The organism is Klebsiella sp. JB_Kp004 (genome assembly GCF_040065795.1).
GTDB lineage: Bacteria > Pseudomonadota > Gammaproteobacteria > Enterobacterales > Enterobacteriaceae > Klebsiella > Klebsiella quasipneumoniae.
Map to the genome: position 1 here is coordinate 101,959 of NZ_JBEAKW010000044.1, position 16,906 is coordinate 118,864.

Consider the following 16,906-nt stretch of genomic DNA (forward strand, 5'->3'; position numbering starts at 1 on the left):
GACGTCCACCGGGCCTGGATTTTGATTAACCCAACAATTCCTCTTTCACCTGCATCGCTAAATCGAAAGAATGCAGGCGCGCCTGGTGGTCGAAGATTTGGCCATTGACCATGATTTCGTCCGCCTCGGTTTCCCGCAAAATCGACTCTAAGCCGTGGCGGACTTTGGTTTTATCACCCACCAGCGACATGCGCAGCGCCTGCTGCACGCCATACTGCTCGGACGCTGACCACAGCTGATGCATATTTTCCACCGGCGGCGGTAGCTGTCCGGTTTCGCCGCGACGTAGCTTCACAAATGCCTGCTGCATGGAAGTGAAGAGAAACTCCGCATCGCGGTTGCTGTCGGCGGCGATGATATTGATGCACACCATGGCATACGGTTTTTCCAGCCGCGCTGAGGGCGTAAAGTTGCTGCGATACAGGTGCAGGGCCTGGAACAGCATATCCGGCGCGAAGTGCGAAGCGAACGCGAACGGCAGGCCGAGCTGCGCCGCCAGCTGGGCGCTGTAGAGGCTTGAGCCCAGCAGCCACACCGGAATTCGTTCGCCATAGCCGGGAACCGGGCGCACGTGCGGGTTCGGATCGCGGGCGTCAAACCAGTCCACCAGCTCCGCGACATCGCGCGGGAAGTTATCGACATCGCCGCTCATATGGCGACGCAGGGCGCGCATGGTGGGCTGATCGCTGCCCGGCGCGCGGCCAAGGCCGAGATCGATGCGTCCCGGGTAGAGCGTATTGAGCGTACCGAACTGCTCGGCAATCACCAGCGGAGAGTGGTTGGGCAGCATCACCCCGCCGGACCCCAGATGCAGGGTGGTGGTATTGGCTGCGAGATAGCCAATTAGCACCGAGGTCGCTGCGCTGGCAATGCCGACCATATTGTGGTGCTCCGCCAGCCAGTAGCGGTGATAGCCGCGCGATTCGGCCAGCCGGGCGAGATCCAGAGAGTGGGTAAAGGCTTCTTTAGCAGAAGATCCTTGCGGGATCGGCGCCAGATCGAGCACCGAGAACGGAACAGATTTGTCAGTCATAAAGGCTCACTTTGCTACAGCATCGTCATCAGATTGAAGGTCTTCTTCCAGCCTGGCGCATCCAGGACGCGCCAGCCAGAAAAGCTGCATCTTTAATAATGCATTAAAATCTGAGCACTGCTGTTAACAAAGTGAGCGGTTTATCAGGCCTGCAGCGCCAGCCCAGGCAGCCGTTTCCAGTAGCCGTTGCAATCGCTGTTGCCGGTGAGCGCCAGCGGCGCAGCGCCGTTTTCATTGGCGCGGAAGGCGTCGAGCATGGCGAAGGTCTCGTTGCCCATCGGCGACAGGCGCACCATATCCACCAGGCCGTGCATGGACGTCAGCTCATTGCCGAGGTTGTAGACATAGCCGCTCATGGTCTGGATACCGTTGAGCACGAACACCTGCTGGTTCTCCTGGGACAGCATGCTGCGCCCGGTTGGGTACTTGATGCAGCAGGTCTCGCACTCATCCTTTGGCCGATCTTCCGAGCGGGCGGTAAAGCAGCGGGCGGAATAAGCCAGCGGCAGATGGCCGTAGCTCAGCACTTCGACTTCAAACTGATTGCGAATACCCAGCTCTTCGCACTGGGTCAGTAAATTAGCCAGCCAGTTGCGGGAAAGCTCCACCGGCATGCACCAGCGCACCATACCTTGCTTAAGCAGCAGACGCAGAGTGACGGCGTTGTAGCAGTTCAGCGCATGCCCGGCGACGAACGGCAGCTTGCGTTCGGCGCAGAGGTTCACCACGCCCAAATCGCTGGCCTCAATCAGGAACTCACCGTTATCGACATAGCGCTTCAGCTCGCCCAGTTCAGAGGAGGCCTGCACCAGCGCGAGGGTAGACAGCACCACCTGCTTGCCGCTGCCGGCCAGCGCTTTCGCCATCTCGATCCAGTCGCCGACTTTGGTGGCGCGGCGTTTGCTGCACACCGCTTCGCCGAGATAAATGGTGTCGGCGCTGCAGTTTGCCGCCTGCTGGTAAAAATCTTCCAGCGTCTCTTTTGGCCAGTAGTAAAGCACCGGCCCTAATGAATATTTCATGTTTCTCACTGCCATTTACGGTGATAGGCGCCAAGGGTGGTTTGTGTCCCTTCGGACATGGAGCCAAGGGTTTCCATCCATGCGGATTGCGGCACGAAATTCTGCGGATCGGCTTTGCAGCGATCGATCGCCTGGCGCCAGACTTTCGCCACCTGGGTGACGTAGGCTGGGCTGCGCTGACGGCCTTCGATTTTCACTGAGGCGATATTGGCGGCCATCAGCTCCGGCAACAGTTCCAGAGTGTTGAGGCTGGTGGGCTCCTCCAGCGCGTGATAGCGCTCGCCATCGACCAGGTAGCGGCCTTTACACAACGTTGGGTAGCCCGCGTTTTCCCCATCCTGATAGCGGTCAATCAGCACCTCATTGAGACGCGATTCCAGCCCCTGCGGGGTTTGCTGCCAGCGCACGAAGCGCGCAGGCGAACAGGCGCCGACGGTGTTGGGCGATTCGCCGGTCAGGTAGGAAGAGAGATAGCAGCGGCCTTCCGCCATGATGCACAGGCTGCCGAAGGCAAAGACTTCCAGCGGCACCGGCGTGGCGCGGGCCAGCTGTTTGACCTGGTGAATAGATAACACCCGCGGCAGTACGACGCGCGCCACGTCGAAGTTGCGATGATAGAAGCGAATGGCCTCTTCATTGGTGGCGGAAGCCTGTACCGACACATGGCGTTCTATATGCGGATAGCGCTCCGCGGCGTACTCCAGCATGGCGATATCGGCCAGAATGAGCGCATCGGCGCCCAGCTGAGCCGCCATATCCACCGCGCGCTGCCAGCGGGCGTAGCCGTCGGGGTGGGCGAAGGTGTTGATGGCGATATGCAGCTTACGACGGTGCTGATGCACAAAGCTGACGGCTTCCTGCAGTTTCTTTTCGGTGAAATTAAGGCCGGCAAAGTGGCGGGCGTTGGTGTCATCTTTCAGCCCGATATAGACGGCATCGGCGCCGTTTTCGATGGCCGCCTTAAGCGCCGGAAGGTTACCGGCTGGGCAGAGCAGCTCCATAATTTTTCCTGAAAAATGCGGCCCGTCAGGGACGCTGAATGGTTAACGAGCAGGGATTTTAGTTAACCTTCTGGTGACAATTTTTGATTTGAGGCAGTTAAAAGTGTATTGGCGGCGCCAATAACTGGCTGCCGTCATCGCGTTTTTGTTGATTTACGCCGCTATGTTGTTTATGTGATATGGCACAATAGCGGCACAATTGCATTCATGGAGTAAAGCTTGTGTTGGATAAACTGCGTTCCCGGCTGGTCCACTTTGGCCCGTCTTTAATGAGCGTGCCGGTTAAGCTGGCGCCTTTTGCCCTCAAGCGCCAGGTGCTGGAGCAGGTGCTTAGCTGGCAGTTTCGCCAGGCGCTGGCGGAGGGTGAGCTGGAGTTTCTCGAGGGGCGCTGGTTAAGTATTCATGTGCGTGACATCGGTCTGCTGTGGTATACCTCGGTAGTCGATGGTCGCCTGGTGGTCAGCCAGCAGGCCGACGCCGACGTCAGCTTCAGCGCCGACGCCAGCGATCTGTTAATGATCGCCGCGCGCAAGCAGGATCCGGATACGCTATTCTTCCAGCGTCGTCTGGTTATTGAAGGCGATACGGAGCTGGGGCTGTATGTAAAAAATTTGATGGACGCCATTGAGCTCGAGCAGATGCCCAAAGCGCTGCGCGTGATGTTGCTGCAACTGGCGGATTTTGTCGAAGCTGGACTGAAGAGCCCGCAGAAACCTGAACAGACATCGGTAGGTGAGGCATGCTGATTCGAGTGGAAATTGGGATTGATGCACCGGGAATCGACGCGCTGCTGCGTCGTACCTTCGGCCGCGATGCCGAAGCGCAGCTGGTGCACGATCTGCGTGAAGATGGACTGATCACGCTGGGGGTAGTGGCGACGGATGATGAAGGCCAGGTGATCGGCTACGTTGCCTTCAGCCCGGTTGCGGTGGAAGGTGAAGAGCTGCAGTGGGTCGGCCTGGCGCCGCTGGCGGTGGATGAACGCTATCGCGGACAGGGCATTGGCCGGCAGCTGGTCTATGAAGGGCTGGATTCGCTGAATGAGTTTGGCTATGCCGCGGTGGTGACGCTGGGCGACCCGGCGTTATACCGTCGCTTTGGTTTTGAACCGGCCGCGCGCTTCGATCTCCGCTGCCGCTGGCCGGACAGCGCGGAGGCGTTCCAGGTGCATCGCCTGGCGGATGACGCCCTCGAAGGCGTCCACGGCCAGGTCGAATACAGCGACCACTTTAATCGTTTTTAAGCCTTGCCAGCAGGGTTTCAACGGTATCCTCTCCGGCAACGAGGCGCTCTTTTTCGCGCTTCGTTAGCTGCTTAATGCGGTATTCCAGCCGCAAAGCAAGTGAGTGTTCACCAACTTCATGACTAAAGGCCAGTCGCAGGTCGCCTTTGCCGCGCAACGCCTTCGCGCCTTTCCCTGCCTGATGCTGGCGAAAGCGGCGCTGCACATCGGTGGTGATGCCGGTATAGAGGCGATTATCCGCGGTTCGAATGAGATACAGAAACCAGCACACGGTCACAAAGTCACTATGGTAAGGTGTATGCACCATAGCATAACGGAGAAGAAAGATGGATACGCTTGCCGCCATTGGCCGCTGGCTGAGTAAACAGCACGTCGTCACCTGGTGCGTCTCCCGTGACGACGAGCTGTGGTGTGCGAATGCCTTTTACGTCTATGACCCGGATGCCGTGGCCTTTTATCTGCTCAGCGAGGAGCACACCCGCCACGGCCAGATGACCGGCGAGCGGGCGAAGGTGGCCGGGACGGTCAACGGTCAGCCCAAGACCGTGGCCCTGATCCGCGGCGTGCAGTTCCAGGGCGAGATCCGTCGTCTGCGCGGCGACGAAGAGGCGCGAATGCGCCAGCGCTACGTCAAGCGTTTCCCGGTGGCCCGCATGCTGTCGGCGCCGGTCTGGGAGATTCGTCCGGACGAAATCAAGTTTACCGACAACACGCTGGGGTTCGGGAAAAAGCTACACTGGCGGCGCGATGCCGGCGCCGAGCAGGCGTAGCGCTTCGCGATTGAAGGCCGGCAGATCGTCCGGCGTTCTGCTGGTGACCAGCTGTTCGTTATCGACCACCACCTCCTGGTCGTAAAACTCGCCCCCGGCGTTTTTCACATCCACCACGATCGGTTTTACCGCCGTGAGCTTGCGCCCGCGGATCACATCGGCGCTGATCAGCAGCTGCGGGCCGTGGCAGATGGCGAAGACCGGCTTCCCGCCGTTGACAAAATCGCGCGTAAAGGTGACAAAGCGTTCATCCCCGCGCAGCTGGTCCGGGGAATAGCCCCCTGGCAGCAACAAGGCATCAAATTCACCCGGTGTGACGTCATCAATGGCCCGATCGATGGCGACCTCTGCTTCTCCCTGTTTACCCTTCACCGTCTTGCCAGCCTGCTTTTCGATCGTCACGACCTGATGCCCGGCGAGCTTAAACGCCTCGGCGGGAGAGGTAAATTCAGAATCTTCAAAGTCGTCGGTAATGAGCACGGCTATCTTTTTACTCATGCTTCCTCCGCTGTCTGGATGGTCAATGAGGTAATTCCATGATGATGGTGGATACTTACCTTGTAAGGTATTAAGCCTGGAACATGAGCGCGAAAGTGCAAGGCAGAGAATTCCGTAAAGGAGAATCAATGAGTCAGGTATTATTGACCGGCGCGACCGGGTTAGTTGGCGGTCACTTACTCCGGCTGCTGCAGAATGAACCCCGCATCAGCACCATCGCCGCCCCGACGCGTCGCCCACTGGCGCCGGCGGAAGGCGTGTTTAATCCGTACGATCCGCAGCTGACCGATGCCCTGGCGCAGGTGGTCGACCCGGTCGATATCGTCTTCTGCTGTCTGGGAACGACGCGCCGGGAAGCGGGAAGTAAAGAGGCCTTTGTCCATGCCGACTTTACGCTGGTTGTTGATACGGCGCTGACCGGCAAACGGCTAGGCGCTCAGCATATGCTGGTGGTCAGCGCGATGGGCGCTAACGCCCACTCGCCATTTTTCTACAATCGGGTGAAGGGGGAAATGGAGGCGGCGCTGATCGAGCAGGGATGGCCGCGGCTGACCATTGCCCGGCCGTCGATGCTGTCAGGCGAGCGGGAAAAAAAACGGGCCAATGAGACCTTCCTCGAACCGCTGTTCCGACTCTTACCGGGGAACTGGAAATCCATTGCGGCCCGCGACGTGGCGATTGCCCTGCTGGAGGAGGCGCTGTCGCCCACTCACGAAGGGGTGCAAATTCTGTCATCGTCCGAGCTGCGGGAGCGCGCCGCGCGGCAGGCGGAATAGCGGTTTGCAAACGCAGGCTTCCGGCGTAGTATTCACGGCTTCAATTCATATCCACATTTCTTGCTGGGGAATGCTATGGCTGGTCAGTCTTCATCTCAGGCGGCGTCACCATTTCAATGGTGGAAACCCGCGCTTTTCTTTCTCGTCGTGATTGTCGGCCTGTGGTTCGTCAAATGGCAGCCGTACTACGGGAAAGCCTTCACCGCGGCGGAAACCCACAGTATCGGTAAATCCATTCTCGCCCAGGCCGACGCTAATCCGTTAAAGGCGGCGTGGGACTACGCGATGGTTTACTTCCTTGCCGTCTGGAAAGCGGCGGTGCTCGGCGTGCTGCTCGGGTCGCTGATTCAGGTGCTGATCCCGCGCGACTGGCTGCTGCGCACCCTGGGGCAATCGCGTTTTCAGGGGACGCTGCTGGGGGCGATTTTCTCGCTGCCAGGCATGATGTGCACCTGCTGCGCCGCGCCGGTCGCGGCCGGGATGCGCAAACAGCAGGTGTCGATGGGCGGGGCGCTGGCGTTCTGGATGGGCAATCCGCTGCTCAACCCGGCGACATTGGTGTTTATGGGCTTTGTTCTGGGCTGGCAGTTTGCGCTGGTTCGCCTGGTGGCGGGCCTGGCGACGGTGCTGATTGTCGCAACGCTGGTGCAAAAATGGGTAAAAGAGGCGGCGACGCAGCCTGCCGTGGTGCCTGAAGCGCAACCGGAAGCGGCCCAGGGCGGTTTCTTTAGCCGCTGGCTGCGGGCGCTGTGGACGTTGTTCTGGAACACCATCCCGGTTTATATCCTTGCGGTACTGGTGCTGGGGGCGGCGCGCGTCTGGCTGTTCCCGCACGCTGATGGCGTGGTGGATAATACCTTGTTCTGGGTCATCGCGATGGCGATCGCCGGCTGCCTGTTTGTGATCCCTACCGCGGCGGAAATTCCGATTGTCCAGACGATGATGCTGGCAGGGATGGGCGTCGCGCCGGCGCTGGCGCTGCTGATTACGTTGCCGGCGGTGAGCGTGCCGTCGCTGATTATGCTGCGCAAAGCCTTCCCGGCCAAAGCGCTGTGGCTGACCGGCGGGCTGGTGGCGCTGTGCGGCGCGATTGTCGGTGCGCTGGCGCTGGTGTAGTGTGCTGTAAACGTACGGATAGCCGGATGGTGTGCCGGGCGGCGCTACGCCTAACCCGGCACATAACGAACAGGGGACTGCAGCCCGGCTAAGCGTAGCGCCAGCCGGGAAACTGCAGCTTTATTTGATGTAGGTAAAGGCGGTAGTCACCCGGGACACGCCGCTCACCCGGCTGGCGATATCCGCCGCCGCGCGGCCTTCACGGTCAGTCACCAGCCCCATCAGGAAGACTTCGCTGTTTTCCGTGGTCACCTTCACGTTCGAGGATTTGACCTGATCGGTGCCCAGCAGCTGCGAACGCACCTTGGTGGTAATCCAGGTATCAGAAGAGGCGGTGCCTAAACCAATCGGCTGGCCCTGGCGCACTTCGTTAAACACTTCCGTGGTTCCTTCCACGCCCATGGCGATTTGCTTGGCGCGGGCTGAGAGGTCCGGCGTCGGCGACTGACCGGTCAGCAGGACTTTGCCCTGATAAGCGGTAACGTTGATGCGGGCCTGTTTCTTAATCTGTTCATCTTTCGACAAGGCGCTATTGACGCGCAGTTCCAGGGTGCTGTCATCGACCTGGGTTCCCACCGTACGCGGGTCCGTTGCGGCTTTAGTGCCGACTGCTGCCGTTCCGACTACCGCGGCGGCAACGCAGCCCTGCAGCAGTAGTGCAGAAAGCAGGATGGCGAGGGGCGAGAGAGCCTTCATGTGTTCTCCTTAATCGTCCTGGTGTGGAAAAAGAGTGTTATCTATCAAATCGCACAGACAGTTGACGGTCAGCATATGCATCTCCTGGATACGCGCGCTGCGGTGCGAGGGGATGCGAATTTCGACATCCTGCTGACCTAACAGGCCCGCCAGCTCACCGCCGTCATAGCCGGTCAACGCGACGATGGTCATGTCGCGGGTCACGGCGGCTTCCACTGCCTTGACGATGTCCCGGCTGTTACCGCGCGTGGAGATTGCCAGCAGCACATCGCCGGCATGTCCCAGGGCGCGCACCTGCTTGGCGTAAATCTCGTCATGCAGGCGATCGTTAGCGATGGCAGTTAAGACCACATTATCGGTGTTTAGTGCAATGGCGGGTAAACCAGGGCGTTCCGTTTCAAAACGATTAATCATGCTGGCAGCAAAATGCTGTGCGTTGGCGGCGGAAGTGCCATTACCACAACAGAGGATTTTGTTGCCGTTGAGCAGGGACTGCACGAGCGTCATCGCCGCCCGGGAGATGGCGTCCGGGAGTGCTTCTGCTGCGGCAATTTGGGTTTGAATGCTTTCGGTAAAGCAGGCTTTGATTCTGTCGAGCACGGGATCCCTTACTTCTGGTATTACGCTATTCGCCAAAGGCGTTTTTTAGCCATTGGATGTCGTTTCCGGTGAAGGCTACCACATCGAAACGGCAATCCACAGTCTCAAAGCTCCCATTCTGTCGGCAGAGCCACAAACGGGCGGCTTTAAGGAGGCGTTGCTGTTTTTGCGGGGTGACGCTGGCCGCCGCGTCACCGTACAGGGCGCTGCGGCGGTAGCGCACCTCGACAAAGACGGTGACGGCGCCGTCGCGCATGATGAGGTCAATTTCGCCGCCACGCTCGCGGGCGTTGGCGGCGATAAAACGCAGGCCCTGGCCTTCCAGCCAGCGGCGAGCACGGTGTTCCCATGCATCGCCGGTCTGTTTGCTTAGCTGGCCGGGACGATTTGTCCCTGCTGGTACTTGAGCCATGACAGTTTCCTGTTAATCACGCAGTCCTGAGTCGCCGTCAGATCGCCGGTATTCCCGTTCAGTTCGAAGCCCGGCGTCTGGCGCATTTGCGTGAAGTGGTTTGCCAGCGACCAGGCGTCAGCGCCCATCGCATACAGACGCGCCAGCGAGTAGTCATTGCGCACCGCAGACAGCGCCTGCTGCATCAGCGCCGGGTTGCTGCCAGCCAGCATCGGGATTTCGCTATACTGCAGGCCTTCCATCTCCAGACGGAAATCCGGACCTGCGGTGCCCTGCGCGCTACGCGAGCTGGCGTACAGGGTGACATTGCTCTGGCTGCCGTTGCGCATCGCGATCATGGGTTTGATATAGCCAATCTGTTCCGGGGTGGCGAGGATGTAGGCCGCGTCGACGCTGCCGCCGCTGCTAACCGGCATCTCATCCGCACTGCCGAGGACGCTGTTCTGCGCTGATGGCAGGGTGGAGACCGGGGTGCCGCTCAGCGCAATGCCCCCTCCGCCGTTAACGCCGGCGCGCAGCTCCGCCGTGGAGCCAAAACGCTGCTGCAGGACGCTGGCGCCGCCCAGCTTCAGCCACTCGTCGGCAAACGCGCTGACCACACGATCGCCCAGCGCGCCGCGCGGAACCAGCAGCAACGGCGTCTGTTTGCCCTGTTGATGGATATGTCGGGCGGCGTCACGCGCTTCGTCTTCCGGCGACAGCGCGAAATAGCAGATATTAGCGCGGCCTTCGACCTTCTCCGGCTGGTTGAGCGCCAGCACGTTGAGCGGCGTATTGCTCTTGATAACATCTTCGACGTTCTCTTTCAGCAGCGGTCCGACGACGAGGGTGGCGCCGTCCTGCTGAGCCTGAGCAAGCAGCTGGCCGATCGGCTGGCTGGTGGTATCGTAAATTTTCAGTTCTGCAGAGGGGTTGGCGGCGGTGGCGACCACTGGCTGCGGCTGTGCGGCCGGGGCAGTGACCGGCTGGGTGGCCGGAGAGGCGGTGGTCTGCGGCGCGGCGACCGCTGCCGGGGCCTGAGCGGCCGGCTCCGCGGCTGGCGTTGCCTGGGTTTGCGCCGGGGCCTGCACCGGTTCAGCGCGACTTCCGGTAGCCGTAAGATCGCTAATTTCCGCCTGCGACGGGCTTACCACGTCATCATTACCGGACGCGTTCGCCGCCTGGGCGACCTGAGCGGGAACCGCGCTGCCCGTCACCGACGGCGCGCCGTTTTTGGCGGCTTCGAAGCCCTGCTGGATGGTACGGCCGAAGATCGACGCCTGGCCGTTCAGCGGCAGGAAAAGCGCAATCTTGTTGATGGAGGCGGGCTTATAGTTTTGCATGTTCACCAGCGCCGTCGGCAGCATTTTGGCGCCCGGGTTTTGCGGGTAGCGCGTCTGCCAGTCTTTGACGCCGGCTTTCAGCAGCGTGGGATCGTTGCGGTTGTCAAACCACATCCGCTGCAGATCCAGCCAGCCCTGGAGGGTATTTTCATCGGCATTGATCACCAGCGCATTGGCCTGATCCTGGGTCATCGCGGTCAGCGCTTGCCAGGTCGCGTCAATATTTTGCTGGCGCTGTTTGGCATCGCTCAGCAGCGGCTGCTGGGCGATTAAGGCGCGCAGCAGCGTAACCGATGGTTTACCCTGGCTGGCATCGATTTGCGCCTGCCAGTAGCGCGCCTGCTGAGGCTGCTCCAGGCTTGCCGGGTCAAGCTTAGCCAGCAGCGTACGGGCCCCCTGATAGTCGTTCTGCGCCAGCTTCACTTCTATCGCCAGCAGTGACTGTTCACGGGCCTGGGTGCTGTCCAGGTTCGACGGCAGCTGGTTAAACAGGTCGATGGCCTGCTGCTTCTTTCCTTCCTGCAGCAGTGCACGAATGGCGAGTAATTGCCAGTTGGTCTTGCTATCATTCGTGCTTTGCTGCATCTGCTGCAAGTAGAAACTGGAGTTGGCCTGCGACGTACCCTGCATAAACGCCGTACTTTGATCCTGCGTGTGGGTGCCGCAGCCAGCAAAAAGAAGAGTAGCCAGCAATACGGGCAGACAGCGCGCGGGCTTAGAACGAAGAAATGTTGACGGTACCATAAGTGTCCAGTGATATTTTTTTGGCTCAATGCTCAATATTAAATCGGCAATACGGACGAGACAATGAAACAACACGAATCAGCGGATAATTCTCAGGGGCAGCTCTATATTGTGCCCACTCCGATAGGAAATCTGTCTGATATCACGCAGCGCGCACTGGAAGTGTTGCAAGCCGTTGATTTAATTGCTGCGGAGGATACCCGCCACACCGGTTTGCTGCTGCAGCATTTTGCGATTAACGCCCGCTTGTTTGCGCTTCATGACCATAACGAGCAGCAAAAGGCGGAAACACTTCTCGCTAAACTGAAAGAAGGGCAAAACATCGCGCTGGTCTCCGATGCCGGCACGCCGCTGATTAACGACCCAGGCTACCATCTGGTGCGCACCTGTCGTGAAGCGAATATTCGCGTCGTACCGCTGCCGGGACCCTGCGCGGCCATCGCCGCCCTCAGCGCCGCCGGTTTGCCCTCCGATCGTTTCTGCTATGAAGGCTTCCTGCCGGCGAAATCGAAAGGCCGTCGCGATACCCTGAAAGCGCTGGAAGAAGAGCCGCGCACCCTCATCTTCTACGAGTCGACCCACCGGCTGGTGGAGAGTCTGGAAGATATCTGCGCGGTACTGGGAGAATCCCGCTACGTGGTGCTGGCCCGCGAGCTAACCAAAACCTGGGAATCGATCCACGGGGCGCCGATTGGCGAGCTGGTGGCGTGGGTCAGGGAAGACGAAAACCGGCGCAAAGGCGAGATGGTGCTGATCGTCGAAGGCTTTAAGGCGCAGGAAGAGGCGCTGCCGGCGGCGGCGCTGCGTACCCTGGCGCTGCTGCAGGCGGAGCTGCCGCTGAAGAAAGCCGCTGCGCTGGCCGCGGAGATCCACGGTGTGAAGAAGAATGCGCTGTATAAGTATGCCCTGGAGCAGCAGGGGGAGTGATCCTGTAAAACCAGTTAAAGCCGCCTCCCTTCAGATAGTGAAGGGAGGCTTGAGCGTCATCCGACATGTCGGAAGAAATGTCGGAAGAAAAGTGCAGCCCGCCTTCCTTGCCGCACAGCACCCCTAACCAACCAGCCCGGATAAATCCGGGCTTAACGTGGTTAAACCCTTACGCTCTCGATCAGGTCACCGGCGCCGGGTTAAACACCGCCAGTTGGTTATGCAGACCCCATTGATCGGAGAAGGTTTTCTTGCGTCCGCTGGCGACGTCGAGAATGAATTCGAACAGCTTCAGCCCCACATCCTCAATCGTCTCTTCGCCGGTGGCGATGGTGCCGGCGTTAATGTCCATTAAGTCATACCAGCGGTTAGCCAGCTCGGTACGGGTCGCCATTTTTATCACCGGTACCGCCATCAGTCCGTAAGGCGTGCCGCGGCCGGTGGTGAATACCTGCACCGTGATGCCAGAGGCCACCTGCTGGGTGCCGCAGACAAAATCGCTGGCGGGGGTGGCAGCGTAAATCAGGCCGCGTTTGGTCGGGCGCTGCCCAGGGGAAAGCACCTCAACGATGGCGCTTTTGCCTGATTTGGCAATCGACCCCAGCGCTTTTTCCACCACGTTGGCCAGGCCGCCTTTCTTGTTGCCGGGGGAGGGGTTGGCGCTGCGGTCGGTTTTGCCCATGTCGAGATAGTTATCGTACCAGGCCATCTCTTCCAGCAGGCGTTGACCCACCTCTTCGTTGATTGCCCGCGGGGTCAGCAGATGGATAGCGTCGCGGACTTCGGTCACCTCTGAGAACATCACCGTCGCGCCGCAGCGCACCAGCAGATCGGAGGCGTAACCCACCGCCGGGTTGGCGGTCACGCCGGAGAAAGCGTCGCTGCCGCCGCACTGCATACCCACCACCAGCTCAGAGGCCGGGCAGGTTTCCCGCTGACGCTGGTTGAGTTTCGCCAGATGGCGCTCGGCGACCTGCAGAATGTCATCGACCATTGATTTAAAGCCCACGTGCTTTTCATCCTGCAGGCTGACGATGCTGGCGCTGTCCACCGGGATGCTTTTGACATCTTCGGTCCCCTGCAGCAGGCGTTCGGGCTGCAGCTTTTCACAGCCAAGGCCAATGACCATCACCTCGCCGCCGAAGTTCGGGTTAAGGGCGATATTGTGGATGGTGCGAATCGGCACCACCGCCGCTGGCGCATTAATCGCTACGCCGCAGCCATAGAGGTGATTCAGACCCACCACGCCGTCGACGTTGGGATAGTTCGGCAGCAGGTCGCGTTCAATGAGTTTCACCACGTAATCGACCACGCCCGCAACGCAGTGCACGCTGGTGGTGATACCCAGCAGATTTTTGGTGCCCACGCTGCCGTCGGCATTGCGGTAGCCCTCGAAGGTGTAGCCTTCCAGCGGCGGTAGCGGGGCGGGCACTTTGGTGGCCAGCGGCAGGGTGTTCAACGGCGGGGCGGTAGGCAACTCCACTAACGACTCGTCAATCCAGCTTCCCTGGGGGATGTCGCGCACCGCGAAGCCAATGACTTCTCCGTAACGGATAATTTCACCGCGGGCAGGGATATCCGCCAGGGCGCCTTTATGCCCCTGTGGGATGTGCTCGATGAGCGTAAGGCCGTCCGGGAAACGCGTTCCGGCGGTCAATCCCCGATCGTTGACAATAATCGCCACATTATCTGTTGGGTCAACTTTTATATAAAACGCGGTCGGCGATGGTTGTCGAATTGAAATATCGGCCATTGTCCAGTTATCTCCAAACAGGTGCTAAAAATATAATTAAATGGTCATTCTGGCGCGGTAGAGCAGAATAATGAAATAAAGAATGTCAGGTGTGTCGGCATGAAGATGTGATCTAAATCACTCCTTATCGCCATGGACGCGTGCGGTGGGCGGGCAATCGTAAGAAGTGTGGATTAGCGCCCATGGCTTAAGGCGATTGCCCAACTTAAGCTTTTAAAAATGTATTTATATTGTGTTTATGCATAGTGTCTGGCGAGTTGGCGCTGACTATACTGAGTCGTGTTTTTGTGACGTCCGATATCTGCATGGTTGGCCTTTGAATCGCGGGTTAATAATTTAGCCGTGACCTAATGAATAATAAAAAATGGTTAATTTGCGATGGGCTTACATTTTCCGGACTCAAGGTCAGGGAATAAAAAAGGACACCCATTCGCCGGTTTACTCTGCGGATAATATTTGGGGTCAGGCGATACGCTTTTCCAGCCTAATGGGGCTCTCTCGCCGGGCTGGTGATATAACGAATGAATTGCAGAAGTTAGCAACGGTTAACGCAAGGTAAAAATCATGGATAACGCAATTTTCCCGAACAAATTTAAGGCCGCGCTGGCGGCTCATCAGGTGCAGATTGGCTGCTGGTGCGCGCTGGCCAATCCGATTAGCACCGAGGTGTTGGGTCTGGCGGGTTTCGACTGGCTGGTACTGGACGCGGAACACGCGCCGAACGACGTCACCACGCTTATCCCGCAGCTTATGGCGCTGAAAGGCAGTTCCAGCGCTCAGGTGGTTCGCGTGCCGACCAACGAGCCCATCATTATCAAGCGCATGCTGGATATCGGCTTCTATAACTTCCTGGTGCCGTTTGTCGAGACGGCTGAACAGGCGGCGCAGGCGGTGGCTTCTACCCGCTATCCGCCGGAAGGGATCCGTGGGGTTTCCGTTTCCCATCGCGGCAATATGTTCGGCACCGTGCCGGACTACTTCGCCCAGTCCAATAAGAACATTTCCGTTCTGGTACAGATTGAGAGCCAGATCGGGGTGGACAACGTCGAGGCGATTGCCGCGATCGAAGGTGTCGACGGCCTGTTCGTCGGCCCGAGCGACCTGGCCGCCGCGCTAGGTCATCTGGGCAATGCCGCCCATCCTGAGGTGCAGCGCGCCATCCAGCATATCTTCGCCAGCGCGAAGAAGCACGGTAAGCCAAGCGGCATTCTGGCGCCGGTGGAGGCCGATGCGCGGCGCTACCTGGAGTGGGGCGCCTCTTTTGTCGCCGTCGGCAGCGATCTGGGCGTCTTCCGTTCCGCAACCCAGAAACTTGCTGATGCCTTTAAAAAATAGTCACCAGGATGAAGAGAGAGAACAATATGACAATCAAAGTGGGTTTTATCGGTCTTGGCATTATGGGCAAGCCGATGAGCAAAAATTTGCTGAATGCGGGTTACTCGCTGGTGGTGTCTGACCGTAACCCGGAAGCGATTGCCGACGTGATTGCCGCGGGCGCAGAGACCGCGACCACGCCGAAGGCGATTGCCGAGCAGTGCGACGTGATCATCACCATGCTGCCGAACTCGCCGCATGTCAAAGAGGTGGCGCTGGGGGAGAACGGCATTATTGAAGGCGCGAAACCGGGCACCGTGGTGATCGACATGAGCTCTATTGCGCCGCTGGCCAGCCGGGAAATCAGCGAAGCGCTGAAGGCTAAAGGCATTGATATGCTGGACGCGCCAGTAAGCGGCGGCGAACCAAAAGCGATCGACGGCACCCTGTCGGTAATGGTCGGCGGCGACAAGGCGGTCTTCGACAAATATTACGAGCTGATGAAAGCGATGGCCGGCTCCGTGGTGCATACCGGCGACATCGGCGCGGGCAATGTGACCAAACTGGCCAATCAGGTGATTGTCGCCCTGAACATCGCTGCCATGTCCGAAGCGCTGACTCTGGCCACCAAAGCCGGCGTCAATCCGGATCTGGTTTATCAGGCGATCCGCGGTGGTCTGGCGGGGAGTACCGTGCTGGATGCCAAAGCGCCGATGGTGATGGATCGTAACTTCAAGCCGGGCTTCCGGATCGATCTGCATATTAAAGATCTGGCCAATGCGCTGGATACCTCCCACGGCGTGGGCGCTCAGCTGCCGCTGACGGCGGCGGTAATGGAGATGATGCAGGCGCTGCGTGCGGACGGTCTGGGCACCGCTGACCATAGCGCGCTGGCTTGTTACTACGAAAAGCTGGCGAAAGTGGAAGTGACTCGCTAACAAGAAGAGCTCTGCGCGGCCCGGTGGTTATGCCTGGCGCAACAGTATCAGACTGCCACGGCGGGGCGAGCCTGGACGCGGTATCGGCGTCGTCTTCCGCGTGTTTACCTCGGTTGCGACGCAGTAAGCGGCGTTTCGCGCGCGTTGGACAATATTTCTCGTGCGTCGCGCAATAGCGCTGCCGCCCTGCAGGCCGGGATGACGACAGAGGGATGACAACGGGCGGTAAACCCACTATACTGCGCGCCGAAGCTGACCAGACAGTCGCCGCTTCGTCGTCGTCCTCTTTCGGGGGGAGACGGGCGGAGGGGAGGAAAGTCCGGGCTCCATAGGGCAAGGTGCCAGGTAACGCCTGGGGGGTGTCACAGCCCACGACCAGTGCAACAGAGAGCAAACCGCCGATGGCCCGCGCAAGCGGGATCAGGTAAGGGTGAAAGGGTGCGGTAAGAGCGCACCGCGCGGCTGGTAACAGTCCGTGGCACGGTAAACTCCACCCGGAGCAAGGCCAAATAGGGGTTCATAAGGTACGGCCCGTACTGAACCCGGGTAGGCTGCTTGAGCCAGTGAGCGATTGCTGGCCTAGATGAATGACTGTCCACGACAGAACCCGGCTTATCGGTCAGTTTCACCTCTTTATGTCAAAACCCCGCTTCGGCGGGGTTTTTGCTATCTGAATACCGGCAACCGGATGAATGACTGTCCACGACGCTATACCCAAAAGAAAGCGGCTTATCGGTCAGT

Annotated in this window: 18 protein-coding genes and 1 other RNA gene; 9 read left to right on the forward strand and 10 right to left on the reverse strand. The window is 59.4% G+C overall.

The genetic code is table 11. The features are described from left to right. Window positions 1–25: 25 nt before the first annotated feature. The 3 genes from ABLX76_RS19590 to ABLX76_RS19600 all read right to left on the reverse strand — a co-directional run bounded on the left by ABLX76_RS19590 (window position 26) and on the right by ABLX76_RS19600 (window position 3,056). Window positions 26–1,033, reverse strand: coding sequence for an LLM class flavin-dependent oxidoreductase (locus tag ABLX76_RS19590; protein ID WP_017899898.1), 1,008 nt, complete (start codon window positions 1,031–1,033; stop codon window positions 26–28). Window positions 1,034–1,176: 143 nt separating this feature from the next. Continuing rightward, on the reverse strand, window positions 1,177–2,055 hold the full coding sequence (locus tag ABLX76_RS19595; RefSeq protein ID WP_348875112.1) for a U32 family peptidase: 879 nt from the start codon (window positions 2,053–2,055) through the stop codon (window positions 1,177–1,179). 5 nt (window positions 2,056–2,060) lie between these two features. Then, window positions 2,061–3,056 carry a peptidase U32 family protein gene (locus ABLX76_RS19600; RefSeq protein WP_004206164.1) on the reverse strand — a complete coding sequence of 332 codons (996 nt, stop codon included), beginning with the start codon at window positions 3,054–3,056 and terminating at the stop codon, window positions 2,061–2,063. Between the two features lie 221 nt (window positions 3,057–3,277). On the opposite strand from ABLX76_RS19600, the gene ABLX76_RS19605 reads away from it, so the two are divergent. Further along, window positions 3,278–3,802, forward strand: a complete 525-nt coding sequence (locus tag ABLX76_RS19605; RefSeq protein WP_002918231.1) for an SCP2 domain-containing protein — start codon at window positions 3,278–3,280, stop codon at window positions 3,800–3,802. Next, a complete protein-coding gene (locus ABLX76_RS19610; RefSeq protein ID WP_023291110.1) occupies window positions 3,796–4,299 on the forward strand; it encodes an N-acetyltransferase in 504 nt (167 codons plus the stop codon). The genes ABLX76_RS19605 and ABLX76_RS19610 overlap by 7 nt, the downstream gene beginning before the upstream one ends. Here ABLX76_RS19610 and ABLX76_RS19615 read toward each other — a convergent pair. Next, a complete protein-coding gene (locus ABLX76_RS19615) occupies window positions 4,286–4,576 on the reverse strand; it encodes a GIY-YIG nuclease family protein (protein WP_074186135.1) in 291 nt (96 codons plus the stop codon). The two genes, ABLX76_RS19610 and ABLX76_RS19615, sit on opposite strands and share 14 nt — an antisense overlap. A 49-nt stretch (window positions 4,577–4,625) precedes the next feature. Between ABLX76_RS19615 and ABLX76_RS19620 the strand changes: the two genes are divergently transcribed. Beyond that, entirely contained in the window at window positions 4,626–5,069 is a 444-nt protein-coding gene (locus ABLX76_RS19620) for a YhbP family protein (protein ID WP_065882612.1), read from the forward strand. Here the strand turns inward: ABLX76_RS19620 and ABLX76_RS19625 are convergent. Continuing rightward, the gene (locus ABLX76_RS19625) at window positions 5,031–5,567 is read right to left on the reverse strand and encodes a type 1 glutamine amidotransferase domain-containing protein (protein WP_004206160.1); all 537 of its coding nucleotides are present in this window, start codon (window positions 5,565–5,567) and stop codon (window positions 5,031–5,033) included. The two genes, ABLX76_RS19620 and ABLX76_RS19625, sit on opposite strands and share 39 nt — an antisense overlap. Before the next feature lie 128 nt (window positions 5,568–5,695). Between ABLX76_RS19625 and ABLX76_RS19630 the strand changes: the two genes are divergently transcribed. Together ABLX76_RS19630 and ABLX76_RS19635 are read left to right on the forward strand one after the other, a co-directional pair. After that, complete coding sequence (locus tag ABLX76_RS19630) at window positions 5,696–6,343, forward strand: NAD(P)H-binding protein (protein ID WP_023291107.1); 648 nt, start codon at window positions 5,696–5,698, stop codon at window positions 6,341–6,343. Window positions 6,344–6,418: 75 nt separating this feature from the next. Then, window positions 6,419–7,459, forward strand: a complete 1,041-nt coding sequence (locus ABLX76_RS19635; RefSeq protein WP_023291106.1) for a permease — start codon at window positions 6,419–6,421, stop codon at window positions 7,457–7,459. A gap of 120 nt (window positions 7,460–7,579) precedes the next feature. Here ABLX76_RS19635 and dolP read toward each other — a convergent pair whose 3' ends face one another. From dolP to ABLX76_RS19655, 4 genes are read right to left on the reverse strand one after another with little or no spacing between them, the layout of a single operon-like run. Next, a complete protein-coding gene (gene dolP / locus ABLX76_RS19640) occupies window positions 7,580–8,155 on the reverse strand; it encodes a division/outer membrane stress-associated lipid-binding lipoprotein (RefSeq protein ID WP_023291105.1) in 576 nt (191 codons plus the stop codon). Window positions 8,156–8,164: 9 nt separating this feature from the next. Continuing rightward, on the reverse strand, window positions 8,165–8,755 hold the full coding sequence (diaA, locus tag ABLX76_RS19645) for a DnaA initiator-associating protein DiaA (protein ID WP_002918211.1): 591 nt from the start codon (window positions 8,753–8,755) through the stop codon (window positions 8,165–8,167). 25 nt (window positions 8,756–8,780) lie between these two features. After that, window positions 8,781–9,167 carry a YraN family protein gene (locus ABLX76_RS19650; protein WP_023291104.1) on the reverse strand — a complete coding sequence of 129 codons (387 nt, stop codon included), beginning with the start codon at window positions 9,165–9,167 and terminating at the stop codon, window positions 8,781–8,783. Further along, the gene (locus ABLX76_RS19655) at window positions 9,125–11,233 is read right to left on the reverse strand and encodes a penicillin-binding protein activator (RefSeq protein ID WP_048298403.1); all 2,109 of its coding nucleotides are present in this window, start codon (window positions 11,231–11,233) and stop codon (window positions 9,125–9,127) included. The genes ABLX76_RS19650 and ABLX76_RS19655 overlap by 43 nt, the downstream gene beginning before the upstream one ends. A 63-nt stretch (window positions 11,234–11,296) precedes the next feature. Between ABLX76_RS19655 and rsmI the strand changes: the two genes are divergently transcribed. Next, a complete protein-coding gene (rsmI, locus tag ABLX76_RS19660; protein ID WP_023291102.1) occupies window positions 11,297–12,160 on the forward strand; it encodes a 16S rRNA (cytidine(1402)-2'-O)-methyltransferase in 864 nt (287 codons plus the stop codon). 181 nt (window positions 12,161–12,341) lie between these two features. Here rsmI and garD read toward each other — a convergent pair whose 3' ends face one another. Next, on the reverse strand, window positions 12,342–13,913 hold the full coding sequence (gene garD / locus ABLX76_RS19665) for a galactarate dehydratase (protein WP_348875116.1): 1,572 nt from the start codon (window positions 13,911–13,913) through the stop codon (window positions 12,342–12,344). A 564-nt stretch (window positions 13,914–14,477) separates the two neighbouring features. On the opposite strand from garD, the gene garL reads away from it, so the two are divergent. The 3 genes from garL to rnpB all read left to right on the forward strand — a co-directional run bounded on the left by garL (window position 14,478) and on the right by rnpB (window position 16,796). Continuing rightward, the gene (gene garL / locus ABLX76_RS19670; RefSeq protein WP_044524826.1) at window positions 14,478–15,248 is read left to right on the forward strand and encodes a 2-dehydro-3-deoxyglucarate aldolase; all 771 of its coding nucleotides are present in this window, start codon (window positions 14,478–14,480) and stop codon (window positions 15,246–15,248) included. A 26-nt stretch (window positions 15,249–15,274) separates the two neighbouring features. After that, window positions 15,275–16,165, forward strand: coding sequence for a 2-hydroxy-3-oxopropionate reductase (gene garR, locus ABLX76_RS19675; RefSeq protein ID WP_348875118.1), 891 nt, complete (start codon window positions 15,275–15,277; stop codon window positions 16,163–16,165). Between the two features lie 248 nt (window positions 16,166–16,413). Next, window positions 16,414–16,796: RNase P RNA component class A (rnpB, locus tag ABLX76_RS19680), an RNA gene on the forward strand. Window positions 16,797–16,906: the final 110 nt, after the last annotated feature.